Genomic DNA, 12,757 nt, shown 5'->3' on the forward strand with positions numbered 1-12,757 from the left:
TCACGTGTATACCAGAAGTGGGGGGATGACAACGAGTCTTTGGGCATTATTTTTCGGCGCTGGGGGGAAGTCCACATCGTCGTGCCTGCGATGGTTATAATCGCTCTTCGGCTCTAAGCGTCAGCACCTCGTAACCATCAGAAGTAACGGCGATGGTATGCTCCCACTGAGCAGATAATTTCTTATCGCTGGTGACGACCGTCCAACCGTCTTTCTTCAGCTTAACCTTGGCCTTACCCTGATTAATCATCGGCTCTATGGTAAACACCATCCCTTCTTGCAGCACTAAACCTTTACCCGGTTGGCCATAATGCAGAACCTGTGGTTCCTCATGCATTTCACGCCCAATTCCATGCCCACAATACTCGCGAACGACAGAATAGCCGTGTTTGTGGGCGTGGCTCTGAATAGCATGGCCAACATCACCGAGGGTTGAGCCAGGCTTTACACGACGAATTCCTTCCCACATTGCCTCGTAGGTTTTATCGACCAAACGCTTGGCGACCGGAGTCACGGTGCCGATCATGTACATTTTGCTGGAGTCCGCTATAAACCCGCCTTTCTCTAACGTGATATCAACGTTGATGATGTCGCCGGATTTCAGCGTCTGAGTGCTTGAAGGGACACCGTGGCATACAACGCGGTTTACAGAGCTATTCAATACATACTGATACCCGTACTGCCCTTTACTCGCTGGACGGGCATGCAGTTGATCGACGATGTACCTTTCCGCCAGATCATTGATCTCCATCGTAGAGATACCCGCCTCGATAAAGCCATCGAGGTAATCAAAAACCGTTGCCAGAAGCCGACCAGACTCCCGCATTACGCTCAATTCTTCAGCACTTTTCAGATTGATACTACCCACCCACAGCCTTCCTTATATCAACTTCCGCCAGCTTCATTTGGTCGCGCATGATGTCAGAGAAAGACATAGTGGGATTCGCCTCTGCAAGCATGCCTATTTTGATCCAATACTCAGCCTGCGCATTGATAGAGCGCACCATTACTGCACTGGCCTTGCGAATCTCCCCATGGAGTTCGTCGTCAATTTTGACAATTCCCATAGCAACCCCGATATATGAAATGTATACGAATCATATATCACCCGCTAAAGGAATGGGAAGTTGGTCAATTTGAATGTAACGAGGCTGCAGAAAAACCCAATCCCGAGTCGTTCCCCAAAGCCTTTTCAGTGGCTCTTCCTGGCGCGGTGTCACCACCTGCGCGAACGCCTTGATCTCATCGGTATGACCCCTGACGAACCAGCCGGCGTCGTGAAGTGCCGCACTGTACGCAGGCCACTCGGCAGGTGCGTTCGTTGCGGTACTTGGAGTGGAAGACGGAGAGATCCAACTGATGACAGATCAGCTAGTGCACCGCATGTTCGAAACGCTGCTCCCGGCCGTTGACCACGACCATCGCATGTTGATGGTAGCTACAGTGCTTGAAGCGGGGCATGGGAAACGGGTTCTTGTCGGCCCGCGATCAGTCAGGCTGCCAAATGACGATTCCGGGACTTTTTCTGCAGCCTCAACGCTGAGCTTAGCGGCGCCCCTGTCGTGAAGGCTAAGCCGCAATGAAAAGGGCGTCCGGCGGCCACAGGCCGCGTACTACAGCACCTGGTTATGTGCTACCCGAAGAAACAGCCATTCTCATCGGCATTCACGATAGCAAAGAATTCCTCGATGGATCGTGACTCAGGTTCTGGCGTGTACGAATGCCACTTCAGATCGCTACGCATACAGTAGATTTTCCAGCGCTGCGCTTTCTTGACGTAGGTAGCTTTTGCTACGGGTGATTCAATGATCGTGGACGGTTCCCGGAAATGAGGTCGGATCTCGACAATTTGCACGCTTTGGCCAGACACCCGAACGTCCATATCTAACTTGGGTCGGATCTCGACTGGCGGCCTCCGATTTTCCAGAAACTCTGAAGCTGCCCGCTCAATTTTCTTTGATTCAAACTCACTGAATGCCATATGGATTCTCTAAGGGAACGCCCACATAACGCCAGCCATAAGCGGCGGCCCGACAGGGACGTCCGGTGGAGGGTCATCGGCCCGGAACAGACTTAATGGCATTGTTACGTTTTGAGTCTGGCACGGAGTTCTTCGGCTGTGTAGGTGAGAGACTCTTGGCCATAGCGGGGTGAAGCCAAAACATCGACGATTTGTAAGCTCGACGAACCCAACCAGGCGGCACCCAGGAAATTGCTCATCGGTACGAACACCGGGGACAGCCCTCTTTGGTTCAAACTCTCGGCGAACACTTCTGCTTTTTCTGCTGACGACCAAACAGGAAGATCCCTGCCACCCTCAGTTGGGAGAGCATAAAGCGATTGGCCTGCCATTAGCACCCAAACACCGTCTTGCTCCTGAACAGAGGTGATAAATTCGCGATCACCGATGATTTCTACACTCATTCAAATACTCGATGCATTGTCGACGACGAAACGTAACGCCGAAAATAAGCGACCGCCTTGGAGCGCAGCGGAAAGGCGGTCCGGTGGAGGGCCGTCAGGCCCGGAGTTATCGATGCGTGTCCACTCGACTGGGGGAAGTCCACCACTGACCTGACTGGTTAGTTGGGTTACTCCAAGTTCGGCTCTTCATGCTCCTCCCGTAAATCTAAAAGCTCAGATCCCGATGCGACCAGAAATACACAGTTGGGCTCAACAGAGACTCCGGTAACAGCAAAATATCTAAGTTCATATGCTGTATCACTAATCTCTTGTGCCTGCTTCAGCAAGAAATCGGCATTGGCAAAGTTGTCACCGAATCTTCCTAGTTCATCAACTAAATCACCAACCCTCTTTTCCCGTAGCTCAGGCTCGCGATCGCCCAAGATCGCCCCGGGAATATCTGGCCGAACCTGACCTACAACGTAGATACGAGATACCCGACTCAAATTTGTGATTCGGCAACTTACATCCGAATCGGCTGGAGCACTTCCAAGCGCCGTAATCACCTCAGATAATTTCATTGTGGGATAGACACCAACTAACGCTTTTGTTCAGCGGTGCCCTTGCAGCGTAGCGAAAAGGGCATCCGGTGGAGGGCCCTTTGGCCCGGAACAAACTGGAACTATTAGTTAAAAAATGATCGCGACCAGTGCGAACAACGTGACCACAGCCACAATCACCCACCACAGCCCATAAAACTCTAGCTGCCTGGAAATAGCAGAATTTTTACAGCGCTTGTTACGTTGTTTAGCCTCGTTCCAAAAGGTGCTGAAGTTCGTCCATGACCAAAGTGGGCTAGCCTTCATCTCATAACCATGTTTTCGAAACTCAGCCCTAATTCGAAAGGCTGTCGTAACAGGCCAAAGAGAGCACCCGATGAAGATCGTGATAAAGATATAGTCCGTCATCTACTTTGATTTAACGCCCGCAGTATGCGCGACTTTGGAATGGAGGCGAAGCCGCAATGGAAAAGACGTCGCCGTGCCTGCGATGGTTATGCATTTGGCTCTGACCAGACGGCATATTCATTGCCATTTGGATCACTGAAATGAAAACGGCGACCACCCGGGAACGGGAAAATATCTTTGACGATTTTTCCGCCAGACAACTCTACTTGCTCGAGAGTTACTTCCAAGTCAGTGCTGAAAAGGACGACCAATACACTTCCAGCATCAGTTGTGGCCACATTGTCTGACTTGAAGAATCCACCATCCAGTCCCGCGTTCTCGATCGCTACGTACTCTGAACCATAGTCTACAAACGTCCACCCAAATGCATCACCAAAGAACCTTTTCGTGGCTTCAAGATCCTTGGCGGGAATCTCAACATAATTGATCTTTCCGGTCTCTTTCACAGCTTCCTCCTTGATGCATAACATCAATGTTCAGCGGACGACTTGAAGCACAGCTTTAAGGCGGCCCGGTGGAAGGCCGTCAGGCCTGGAACGAACTGGAACGCCTGGTTATGGGGCATTCACCGAAACTCGAACGAACTGATAGAAGATAACAACTCTTTCGCTATAGTCTCGGCCACTATTTCCAGCTCATATTTTATTTCCACCAACCGATTATTCAGCTCTGGGTGTGATTGCCAGAAACCGTCAGGCAAGTTTAATACGTTGGCCAATAGGTCCCCACGATACATTGCGCCCGCAGCTAATGGATTCTCTTCCAGAAACTCAAGGGCAAGTGGGACCGTATATTCCAAGCTCACCTTTTGCCCGACAAGAAGCCGAAGATCTTCCACGGACAAGTTTTCTAGGGGCACTTTTCTTAACCGGTGGTTTTCCACAACTACGTGGGACTCTAATTCTGGCGCGGGCCACACCTCGCCTTCTAATTCTTCGATTGATTTGGTGCGATCCACCACAGTCTTCCTTTGAACCCATAACGCCAGCTATAAGCAGCGCCCTGACAAGGGCGTCCGGTGGAGGGCCGCAGGCCCGGAACAACCTTAATGGCTTTGTTATGTATTTTTGACCCATCCAATACTGAGAACATAACGTGTCCCTTGCTTGACTGGCGCGACCGAATGCTCAGAAACATCAGATCGAAAAAATTTGACGCGTGAACTATCAAAAATCGGATTGATGCAACGAAACTGCCCACCAGACTTTGGCTGCTTTAGCACTAAATTTAATCGGTAATGCTCTCCGCTATTAACTTGATCAACATGGGGCGGTATACCCTGCCCCTCACGAAATCGAAGCAGATAAACATCAAAACGGTTCGGCCAGAGACCGCCCCCTAAGAGCATCTTGTCGTATCCCGTGTTTTGCCGGCCTTTCTCCCAGCGGAAAAGACGGGAAAGAAATTTCTTGATACTCAACTTCGGTGATCCCTGATTACAGATAGCGCATGCAGCAGGGGCGCGACGTCAGGAGCGTCCCTTGCCTGCATTTGTTAACTTTTTCACAGACCACTGAGGGAATCCTCAATTTCCTTGACAATTTCGACTAACGAGCGGCCTTTAGGCTGGCTTGTGAGCACAAAGGCGGCTTCCATTGGGTCAAAGAGTGCATTCGCATTGTCGAATGACGAGAACTCACCAACTACGAAATGGCCATAGTATCTGGAGCTAGGAGCTTGGCAAACACTCCAACAACCCCCGTGCCTTTCCACGAATAGCTCCCCTAAGAAATAGCCTATGCGGACAGTTATCCAGTTCTTAGATTCAGCAGAGATTTCCTGGTCCGACAGCCACGAACTTATCGGCTGCAAGAATTTCTCAGGATTGATCAGAATCTCATGTGGATCTTGAAAGCCTAGTCCTTTCGAGAAATCGTGAAGGACGGGAAGCCTTTCCTCGCGGAAGGAATTAAACCGTTCTTTCTGTTTCTCAATATCTAAGGACATTCTCAAGCTCGATTATAAAGTTAACGCTTGCAGCATGCGCGCCCATGGAATGGAGCCGAAGGCGCAATGTAATGGGCGTCGCCGTGCCTGCACTTGTTATATTTTTTTCTTACAAAGCCCAGTTAGAACATATATATCTTCGATCTGGAGTACAAAAAACAGACAGCTCTCGTAGTTTTCGTTTTTGATGTCGAGTCTGTGAACAGTCCTTTTTATGGGGGGATGAAAAACCCCCTCCGGATTTATCGACGTAGATGCTAAGCCGTAATATTCGATAATGTCTTCTAAAATCACTCCTGCCACAGCGCTTCTTCCAGCCTCCGAAAGTTTTCCGGGACCGAGGAGGCCATGCATTACGTACCTCGTGATCTCTGACTGAAGTTCACCGTATTCAATGATCGATTTGCCAACGTACCGAAACTCAGATGCAGGAATATATTCATCACCTTTGCTCCAAGTGGCGACAACCTCACTCACAAAAGAGTCAACGTCGGCATCCACTACGTACGCATGTGCCCCGAAAGAATAACCACGACCGGCCAAGCGAGAAAGACATAACAAGTAGCCGTTGAGTTCATGGATGTAGGGGTTTAAAGCCTCCTGCATGCAACGCCCTCTTCAGAAAATATAACGCCAGTGGTAATGGGCGACAACGGAGCGCAGCGTAGTTGGCGTCCCGTTGACCACCTTGTTAAATGCCCTGGTTGACGCTTGCTCAGTTGTTAATAGCATATATTTTTTCGACTTCTTCAGGATCAAGCTTTAACAACGCGACTTCCACTTCGGCTAGTGAAAGCTTTGGATTAAAGTACATAGTGTGTACCTCACCCTTTGCAGCTTCCTTCACAGTCTTGTCTTGCCAATCTAGGTCACACTCTTCGGTGACATAGTAGTCAATAAAATCGAAAAGCTCATAGTCCTCTACGCTGACTGCAACAGCCCCGTATTGATCTAGTCCGATTTCGATATGCGGCAGTATTTTCTTCATGGCATTTAACGCCAATGTTCAGCGGCCGGTTTGGAGGCGCAACGCGCCGGAATACCGGTCCGGTGGAGGCCCGTTAGGGCCGGAACGTACTGCAACTACTTGTTAGAGGCAGAAAGGCTCGACTTGTCTGTCAGGATGAATTCAGTAACCAGATTTGCCCCAATTGCAGCGATTACCGCTGGACCTATATAAATCCAAACGCCTACAGTATGCTGAGCTTCCTTTAGGACCTCTTTTTCACTGCCTGCCGCCAGCTTTTCACTTATAAAATGCTCCAATATATCTAAGCTTCCAGCCAGCATCCCTGCGATGGCGATAATCAAAATGCCGAAAATCCAGAGACCGTGATATTTTGGCTTTGCTTCTTTATATAGAAGAACAACGAAAAATAAGGGAAGTCCCCCCATTCCCATCGAAATCGCACTAGCAATATCCATAATTTTCTACGTTTTCCTCTTGTGTATTGAATCGATCAAGCCTCTAACGCAGAGCTCAGCCGCGCGCTTTGGGCGTCGGCTGCAGCGGATTGTTAAGTGTTTGCTACAAAAACTGCGGAATGCTGGTTTTTAAGATCTTAACCAACTCCGGGTCCATGTATTCATAGTTGTCCGGAATTCCCAAGCAAACCACTTTTTGATCTTTTAGATGCTCTCTGAATCTTTTTCGCAACTTCCGTTTATGGGCGCTCTCCATCACAAAAATGATCTCAGCCCACTCGACATCTTCAACTCCCAGGGGAATCTCAGCATCATTGTTCAAGCCCGCCGACCGAACCTCTAGGTTCGCATCATTGCAAAAAACCGCCTCCGCAGTCGGGGAGCGAAGCTTGTTTTGACTGCACACAAATAGAACTTTAATCATTTTCCTCAACAACACTTAACGCTTTGATCAGCGGCGCACTTTAGTGCGTCCGGTGGAGGGCCATCGGCCCGGAACGAACTGCATCAACTTGTTAAGCACGTCCGAACTTCCACCATGGCTTCTTTTTGGCAGAAGTAGAAGAAGCTGGAGGCGTCTTCGCGTACTGAAAGGAGGTGTTAAATTTGCCATCGTCGCCTTCTTGAAAAAAGGTCACAACTGCTTGCGTCCAAGCGTCTCCGCTGTGCGCCATGCGGACATACAATTCGTCGATTAAGTCCCGCAGTTTTTCGCTGATTAGGGCCTTACCCGGTTGGTCTTCATTCTTCAGTTTGTAGTCAATGCGGGTGCCATCGCACTCGATGGTAAGAGTACCCCTTGTCCATTCCTGAGGAGTACACGCGACCGCCTCTGATACGAGCCGTGTGATGACATCCGAATATTGTTCAAGCTTATCGCTCACCTAGATCTCCCTTAAGGTGCTTAACGCCTGGGCTCAGCGGCCGATTTGGAGGCGCACCGCGCCGGAAAAGCGGTCCGCTGCAGCCCCTGGTTAGGCCTTTCAATCCTGGGGAACAGATAGGAGCCCACTTTTAGCCAGCTCCCTCCACGTGTCGATATATGCTTGCTGGCCTTCAAGGTTTGAAATACAGGTTTTAACCGTATTTGCCACCTTCTCCACAAATTTGTCAGAACCTTTCTCGCCTGCGTTTTCCGCGTCGGCCAATATCATTGTTTTTTGAGTTTCTGGAATCGACTCTGACAATGTCTTTGAATAATTCCAAAGTGCCCCAAATTGCTCTGGACTCATATCCCGTTCGAGCCCATCTGAGACGTGAGCCATTACCACAGCGAGGGCCGCGCCATTGCCATAGTTCTTGAATTGCTGCGCCTGAGCCGGCCTCTCCTCCAGTAGCATAGCCATTACGTCGTATGCTGCGGAGCATGTACCCCATGCCTCTGCTTCACGATTCATATTATCAATCTGGATTATTGGTCCATCGACACTGAGATAGGAATTGGACTCTTCGGCCAAAGCGAAGCTAGACAGCAATGATGTCGCCAGAACTATCGGAATAAATGCCTTTTGCACCATTGCTCTCTACTTACTTGGGCCTAACGCGGAGCGCAGTAGCGTGCTTTAGCACGTCCGCTGACGCGATTTGTTAGCCGAGTTCCGGGGAAACTGACCTCTTTCCTCCGGATGAACCAAAACCCGAGGAGTCCATTTCTTGTCTATGAGCTCAAAAGACTCACGGGCTTTCATGCCAGATCCAATCGGATATTCGAGTTCACAAACCTCAAGCTTGCTCTTCTTCTCAAGTATTTGAAAATTTCGAGCATATATAAACCATTCACCGCCGCCATTTTGATCACGGATAAAGGCCTTTGTGTGCTCAAACTCCAAATAAGGAGCGACATCGATACCTTTTCCTATTCTATGGACCGAGTCAGCCCTTCGTTCTTCAATAAAATCAATAAGTGCTACAAAGCCCGCCGATTGAGAAAGCTGAATTTCTTCGAAGCCTGGTAGTCTGGGATAAAACTGGTGGAGGGCAAAAGACCACTGGCAGCCAAAGAAAGCCGACTTGGAAAGAATAACGAAAATGTAGTAGGCCCCCCGATTATCGAGCGCAATGAGTTCTCCCGGTCGTAGGTGCTGCATGCTCGTCCTCCATGGCTAACGCTTTGATCAGCGGCGCGCTTTAGCGCGTCCGGTGGAGGGCCATAAGCCCGGAACGAACTGTATCAACTTGTTAACTGTTCTTTTCCAAGCATGAGAATGATGGCCACAACTTTCCCCAAATAGACTCAAAATCGGCAGCAACCTTCGCGCTGGGCTCTTTGTACCCCAGCCAATCATCCGAGCTGTCGGTGAGGAAACCACTGTTCTCTCCAACCGGCCCGAGCACAATAGGTTTTCTATTGTTATCAAAGCCGATTTCCCTTTGTGGGTGCCCTTCATCATCGAATTCGAGCCACCAAAATTTTGTTTTCTTATAGAGTGTTTCAAGATCCGGGTTTGCCGCAGGCAATACACGCTTCAACACCCTTTCGAGCAACGAAGACTCCTCTTTTCGCCACTCGTCAGTTTCAATTTCGATGTAATTCATGTGTACAGTTAACGCTTGCGTAACAGGTTGGTTTGGAGCGCCAGCGGAAAACCAATCCTGTTGACGCACTTGTTAGAGCATGGTGCCGGATTATCCCTCACGGTAGCTCCACTTTGCCGCAGTTATACGCAACAGATCGCCCGACTGGAGTTCAATTACAAACTCTGTTGCTTCCGGTTGCGTGGCCGAGTTTATGGAGCTGGAGGGCCCCCAAGGCTCATTTCTCGGAAACTCAAGCTTGGTGAATCCTTCGAACACAAGTGAGTGCGCTTTCTCTCCCACTGGATAGATCCGAAAGTCACAGCGCGCGGCCTCCCAGCTTATATGGGCCGCAGCCAGAACCGCATCGTGAAGCGGTAGATTCTCAAATGACATTCTTATGCTCTAACGCTGGCATAACGGGCCGGCTTGTGGAGCGCAGCGGAACAATCCGGTCCCGTTGATGCGTTGGTTAGAAGCCGTTCACCCGATGGTTTTCGGTCCGCCCCGCAGCTCGCATGCGAACTCCAAAGAAGACCCGCACCTGCTCGCGATCCGGCACCGATACAAACCACCAAACTACCTGCCCTACTCAGGATTTACGACGAACAGCCCCACAAACTGGGCACGTTGCTGAAAACCAGAAAGAAGCCAAAACAGGCTTCCAGATTGATCGACGAGGTTGCGGGCGTTGGCCAGGTACCAAGCCAGAAAGCTCCGCCCAACTTTCCGCCAAGGCCATATGCACCCAAACACCAGAAAATGACCGAGGGCCTTGGCTTTTAACGCCTGGGCTCAGCGGCCGGTTTGGAGGCGCACCGCGCCGGAAAAGCGGTCCGCTGCAGCCCCTGGTTATGCGTACTTTGTGACACCAACATGTTGATCGAACTGCTTTTGCTCAGCTTCAGATAACCTAGACCGATGCAATCTGAGTGAAAATCCTCCGTGCAAGACGCCACCTTCATTCACCATCCAATCCACGAGATCGGTAGCACCGACAGAGAATTGTTGTCCCACTTCAACATTAGGAAAGAACTCTGGGACCTCAAATATCTCGGCTATAAATCCGTTTCCATCAAGGCGAGTGTTGGCCAACCACATGAAGGCAGAATTGTCGCCATCCCTGAGCTTCAGCTTGACCATGGCCTCAAACCTTGGCGACCCATCTTCTGGCAACATGGCCCTAAACTTCGAAAGCGTCTCATGAGCGTGGCTTATCGCATTTTGATACTCGGCACTCTTGCTATCCATTTGGGCAAAGGACGGCCCCGGATCAATGTCTGGCTTTCTCCCGAGATCTCGTCGGAGCATTTGCCATTCATACCAAACATTCTCTGGGTCAAGATCCACGTATCCACGACTCTCGTCCATCTTCTTCGCATCATCTGCCTCCATCATCATGCAGGACGCATCATCGCGAATAGAGATGACCTCTTCATAGTCCAGAGGTGAACCCTTTTTGTCTTCCGCATTAACAAGAATCGCAGATAGCGCAGGTATGAAATACGGAATCAAATTATTTGAATCCTCGGACACCTTTTACTCCTTCTCCCGCATAACGCTCATGCGCAGCGGCCGGTTTGGCGCGCGCAGCGTGACAAACCGGTCCGACTGACGCGGCTGGTTAGAAGCCGGTTCACCCGATGGTTTCCGATCCACCCCTCAACTCGCATGCGAACTCCAAAGAAGCCCCGCACCTGCTCGCGATCCGGCACCGATACGAACCACCAAACTACCCGGCCCACCTAGAATTTACGACGAACGGCCCCGCAAACTGGGCACGTTGCTGAAAACCAGAGAGAAGCCAATACAGGCTTCCAGATTGAACGACCAGGTTGCTGGCCTTGGCCATTAATGAAGGCCAAAAAATACGGCCCTATTTGCCGCCAAGGCCCATGCACTTAACCACCAGAGAATGACCGAAGCTTTGGCTTATAACGTTTAAGCTGTGCGGCGCAAATGAAGCGCAGCGTAATTTGCGTCCGAACGAGCGCCTTGTTAGAGCGCATGGTTCTATAAATAAATACATACGCCAGGACCACCGCTTGACATCATTTCGGATACTGCGCTTAGCATGACTGCTTCCTTTTCTGCGGAATAGCTTACCTGCTGCATGGTATCTGTATGAAACCCTGCCGAGAGACTTGCATTCCCTGACCTAAAAAGCGGCAGATAATCTTTGGCTTGAGGAAGGACCTTGGCCTTTATTTCTTCTAAAAATCCTTCTCCAAAGTCACTATAGTTTTTTGGTACTGCACTCGGTGTTTCATCGAGAGTCGCTTGTGCACGCTCCGGGGACATTACATGAACCGACTTTATTGTACGTGCATTTCCGGACCGATTTGTGCCAATAAGGTGCCAGTGCTCATGCAAAAATAAAATAACAAAGTCTCCGCGAAGTACTGCTTTTTCGTTTTTCTGAAGGGCTTCAAATGTGCTCATTTTCTTGCGCTCTAACGCCAAGTTCAGCGGCCGCCTTGGAGTGCAACAGAAAGGCGGTCCGGTGGAGGCCCATAGGGCCGGAACGAACTGGAACGATTGGTTATGCAGCCGGCTCCTCGTAGATGACCTCAATTTCTCCGACGATATTGTCGTTGAAGTTTTCTAGGTCCTCTGCGGGAATCCACCACTCTGTGTGGTGCCTGCCACCAACTTGCTCAATACGGTATTTCTCGACGAACTCACGTCTTACCCTAAATTTGGTGACGTACCCTTTGCCGAACTGAGAGACATTCCATTTGTTGACCTCGATGGCATAGGCCTCGTTTGTCACCGGATAGAAAATGGGTTGTTCAGGAAGCCTTGGAGGCCACCTTTTGAACCCGCTCTCCGCCACAAGATCCAGTTCTTTTTGACCGCAAGGGCGATACATTGTTATCAGTTCTTCTTCACTCAACTCTGGATATCTCCCTTGCATAACGCTGGCGTAACGGGCCGATTTGTGGAGCGGCAGCGGAACAAAACGGTCCCGTTGACGCACTTGTTACATGCCTACCACTCAATTTGGATCTCAGTACCGACTTGAACCAGATCCATGAACTCATCCATTTCTGAATTTGTGAGTGCGATACAACCGTCTGTCCAATTGAAATGCTGGGTAATTGGTGCCAACCACCCCAACCAGTTCCTTTGACCATGAACCATTATGAAACCACCCGGTGAAACACCACGCTTTTTCGCGTCAGCCCTATCTTGGGCATTTGGATATCTCACGTGCATGGCACGATAAAACGCCGAATCTTCCTTTTTATAATCTAAAGTATAGGTGCCTTCCGGCGTCCGTTCATCGCCTTCTTGTTGTTTATGTCCTTTTGGATTAGCTCCAAAAGCGACGTCATATTCTTTCACAACTGTGCCATCATCAATCAGGTACAGCTTACGCTCTGATTTATCCACTTTGACAAGATCAACTTGTGCAAGCGCAGCGTTCGTGAAGAACAGGAACAAAAGTGCGATGTATCTCATAGCATGTAACGCCGCTCAGCACGCGCGGCTACGGA

General features: G+C 49.9%; 21 protein-coding genes and 1 pseudogene. All 22 read right to left on the bottom strand.

Annotated features, from left to right (window positions below):
• Positions 1 to 94 precede the first annotated feature (94 nt).
• The 22 genes and pseudogenes from map to JL474_RS16415 all read right to left on the bottom strand — a co-directional run bounded on the left by map (position 95) and on the right by JL474_RS16415 (position 12,722).
• The gene (gene map, locus JL474_RS16315) at positions 95 to 868 is read right to left on the bottom strand and encodes a type I methionyl aminopeptidase (RefSeq protein ID WP_203142907.1); all 774 of its coding nucleotides are present in this window, start codon (positions 866 to 868) and stop codon (positions 95 to 97) included.
• On the bottom strand, positions 861 to 1,067 hold the full coding sequence (locus JL474_RS16320; protein WP_203142908.1) for a ParD-like family protein: 207 nt from the start codon (positions 1,065 to 1,067) through the stop codon (positions 861 to 863). Before JL474_RS16320 ends, map begins: the two co-directional genes overlap by 8 nt.
• A 232-nt stretch (positions 1,068 to 1,299) precedes the next feature.
• Positions 1,300 to 1,461 (bottom strand): annotated as a pseudogene (locus JL474_RS21795) (IS1182 family transposase); the annotation flags it as partial.
• A gap of 172 nt (positions 1,462 to 1,633) precedes the next feature.
• Entirely contained in the window at positions 1,634 to 1,981 is a 348-nt protein-coding gene (locus JL474_RS16325) for a DUF3024 domain-containing protein (RefSeq protein WP_203142909.1), read from the bottom strand.
• 104 nt (positions 1,982 to 2,085) lie between these two features.
• Positions 2,086 to 2,424 (bottom strand): DUF2750 domain-containing protein, encoded by a 339-nt coding sequence (locus JL474_RS16330; protein WP_203142910.1) that lies wholly within the window; start codon positions 2,422 to 2,424, stop codon positions 2,086 to 2,088.
• Positions 2,425 to 2,591: 167 nt separating this feature from the next.
• Positions 2,592 to 2,984: a hypothetical protein gene (locus tag JL474_RS16335; protein WP_203142911.1), complete on the bottom strand. Its 393-nt coding sequence runs from the start codon at positions 2,982 to 2,984 to the stop codon at positions 2,592 to 2,594.
• A 473-nt stretch (positions 2,985 to 3,457) separates the two neighbouring features.
• Positions 3,458 to 3,817, bottom strand: a complete 360-nt coding sequence (locus JL474_RS16340) for a VOC family protein (protein ID WP_203142912.1) — start codon at positions 3,815 to 3,817, stop codon at positions 3,458 to 3,460.
• Between the two features lie 119 nt (positions 3,818 to 3,936).
• Positions 3,937 to 4,329 (bottom strand): contact-dependent growth inhibition system immunity protein, encoded by a 393-nt coding sequence (locus JL474_RS16345; RefSeq protein WP_203142913.1) that lies wholly within the window; start codon positions 4,327 to 4,329, stop codon positions 3,937 to 3,939.
• A 99-nt stretch (positions 4,330 to 4,428) separates the two neighbouring features.
• Positions 4,429 to 4,791 (bottom strand): 2OG-Fe(II) oxygenase, encoded by a 363-nt coding sequence (locus tag JL474_RS16350; RefSeq protein ID WP_236012306.1) that lies wholly within the window; start codon positions 4,789 to 4,791, stop codon positions 4,429 to 4,431.
• 83 nt (positions 4,792 to 4,874) lie between these two features.
• Positions 4,875 to 5,318 (bottom strand): hypothetical protein, encoded by a 444-nt coding sequence (locus JL474_RS16355; RefSeq protein ID WP_203142914.1) that lies wholly within the window; start codon positions 5,316 to 5,318, stop codon positions 4,875 to 4,877.
• 96 nt (positions 5,319 to 5,414) lie between these two features.
• Complete coding sequence (locus JL474_RS16360) at positions 5,415 to 5,924, bottom strand: hypothetical protein (RefSeq protein ID WP_203142915.1); 510 nt, start codon at positions 5,922 to 5,924, stop codon at positions 5,415 to 5,417.
• Between the two features lie 109 nt (positions 5,925 to 6,033).
• Entirely contained in the window at positions 6,034 to 6,306 is a 273-nt protein-coding gene (locus JL474_RS16365; RefSeq protein WP_203142916.1) for a hypothetical protein, read from the bottom strand.
• 95 nt (positions 6,307 to 6,401) lie between these two features.
• Positions 6,402 to 6,743, bottom strand: a complete 342-nt coding sequence (locus tag JL474_RS16370) for a hypothetical protein (RefSeq protein ID WP_203142917.1) — start codon at positions 6,741 to 6,743, stop codon at positions 6,402 to 6,404.
• Between the two features lie 103 nt (positions 6,744 to 6,846).
• Positions 6,847 to 7,167: a low molecular weight protein tyrosine phosphatase family protein gene (locus tag JL474_RS16375; protein WP_203142918.1), complete on the bottom strand. Its 321-nt coding sequence runs from the start codon at positions 7,165 to 7,167 to the stop codon at positions 6,847 to 6,849.
• Positions 7,168 to 7,258: 91 nt separating this feature from the next.
• The gene (locus tag JL474_RS16380) at positions 7,259 to 7,627 is read right to left on the bottom strand and encodes a hypothetical protein (protein ID WP_203142919.1); all 369 of its coding nucleotides are present in this window, start codon (positions 7,625 to 7,627) and stop codon (positions 7,259 to 7,261) included.
• Positions 7,628 to 7,726: 99 nt separating this feature from the next.
• Positions 7,727 to 8,260, bottom strand: coding sequence for a hypothetical protein (locus tag JL474_RS16385; protein WP_203142920.1), 534 nt, complete (start codon positions 8,258 to 8,260; stop codon positions 7,727 to 7,729).
• Positions 8,261 to 8,305: 45 nt separating this feature from the next.
• A complete protein-coding gene (locus tag JL474_RS16390; RefSeq protein ID WP_203142921.1) occupies positions 8,306 to 8,830 on the bottom strand; it encodes a hypothetical protein in 525 nt (174 codons plus the stop codon).
• Between the two features lie 91 nt (positions 8,831 to 8,921).
• Positions 8,922 to 9,278 (bottom strand): hypothetical protein, encoded by a 357-nt coding sequence (locus JL474_RS16395; protein ID WP_203142922.1) that lies wholly within the window; start codon positions 9,276 to 9,278, stop codon positions 8,922 to 8,924.
• A gap of 831 nt (positions 9,279 to 10,109) precedes the next feature.
• A complete protein-coding gene (locus JL474_RS21730) occupies positions 10,110 to 10,793 on the bottom strand; it encodes a DUF2314 domain-containing protein (RefSeq protein WP_203142923.1) in 684 nt (227 codons plus the stop codon).
• 477 nt (positions 10,794 to 11,270) lie between these two features.
• On the bottom strand, positions 11,271 to 11,699 hold the full coding sequence (locus JL474_RS16405) for a hypothetical protein (protein WP_203142924.1): 429 nt from the start codon (positions 11,697 to 11,699) through the stop codon (positions 11,271 to 11,273).
• A gap of 100 nt (positions 11,700 to 11,799) precedes the next feature.
• Positions 11,800 to 12,153 (bottom strand): hypothetical protein, encoded by a 354-nt coding sequence (locus tag JL474_RS16410; RefSeq protein ID WP_203142925.1) that lies wholly within the window; start codon positions 12,151 to 12,153, stop codon positions 11,800 to 11,802.
• A gap of 95 nt (positions 12,154 to 12,248) precedes the next feature.
• Positions 12,249 to 12,722 (bottom strand): L,D-transpeptidase family protein, encoded by a 474-nt coding sequence (locus tag JL474_RS16415; protein WP_203142926.1) that lies wholly within the window; start codon positions 12,720 to 12,722, stop codon positions 12,249 to 12,251.
• Positions 12,723 to 12,757 lie beyond the last annotated feature (35 nt).

The organism is Marinobacter mangrovi, from assembly GCF_016798325.1.
In the GTDB taxonomy this organism is placed as follows: domain Bacteria; phylum Pseudomonadota; class Gammaproteobacteria; order Pseudomonadales; family Oleiphilaceae; genus Marinobacter_A; species Marinobacter_A mangrovi.

Coding starts and splice junctions, on each gene's coding strand:
- JL474_RS16405 (WP_203142924.1), bottom strand. CDS start 11,699: ATGAGCACATTTGAAGCCCTTCAGAAAAACGAAAAAGCAGTACTTCGC.
- JL474_RS16355 (WP_203142914.1), bottom strand. CDS start 5,318: ATGTCCTTAGATATTGAGAAACAGAAAGAACGGTTTAATTCCTTCCGC.
- JL474_RS16385 (WP_203142920.1), bottom strand. CDS start 8,260: ATGGTGCAAAAGGCATTTATTCCGATAGTTCTGGCGACATCATTGCTG.
- JL474_RS16335 (WP_203142911.1), bottom strand. CDS start 2,984: ATGAAATTATCTGAGGTGATTACGGCGCTTGGAAGTGCTCCAGCCGAT.
- JL474_RS16325 (WP_203142909.1), bottom strand. CDS start 1,981: ATGGCATTCAGTGAGTTTGAATCAAAGAAAATTGAGCGGGCAGCTTCA.
- JL474_RS16370 (WP_203142917.1), bottom strand. CDS start 6,743: ATGGATATTGCTAGTGCGATTTCGATGGGAATGGGGGGACTTCCCTTA.
- JL474_RS16375 (WP_203142918.1), bottom strand. CDS start 7,167: ATGATTAAAGTTCTATTTGTGTGCAGTCAAAACAAGCTTCGCTCCCCG.
- JL474_RS16395 (WP_203142922.1), bottom strand. CDS start 9,278: ATGAATTACATCGAAATTGAAACTGACGAGTGGCGAAAAGAGGAGTCT.
- JL474_RS16330 (WP_203142910.1), bottom strand. CDS start 2,424: ATGAGTGTAGAAATCATCGGTGATCGCGAATTTATCACCTCTGTTCAG.
- JL474_RS16390 (WP_203142921.1), bottom strand. CDS start 8,830: ATGCAGCACCTACGACCGGGAGAACTCATTGCGCTCGATAATCGGGGG.
- JL474_RS16365 (WP_203142916.1), bottom strand. CDS start 6,306: ATGAAGAAAATACTGCCGCATATCGAAATCGGACTAGATCAATACGGG.
- JL474_RS16320 (WP_203142908.1), bottom strand. CDS start 1,067: ATGGGAATTGTCAAAATTGACGACGAACTCCATGGGGAGATTCGCAAG.
- JL474_RS16415 (WP_203142926.1), bottom strand. CDS start 12,722: ATGAGATACATCGCACTTTTGTTCCTGTTCTTCACGAACGCTGCGCTT.
- JL474_RS16360 (WP_203142915.1), bottom strand. CDS start 5,924: ATGCAGGAGGCTTTAAACCCCTACATCCATGAACTCAACGGCTACTTG.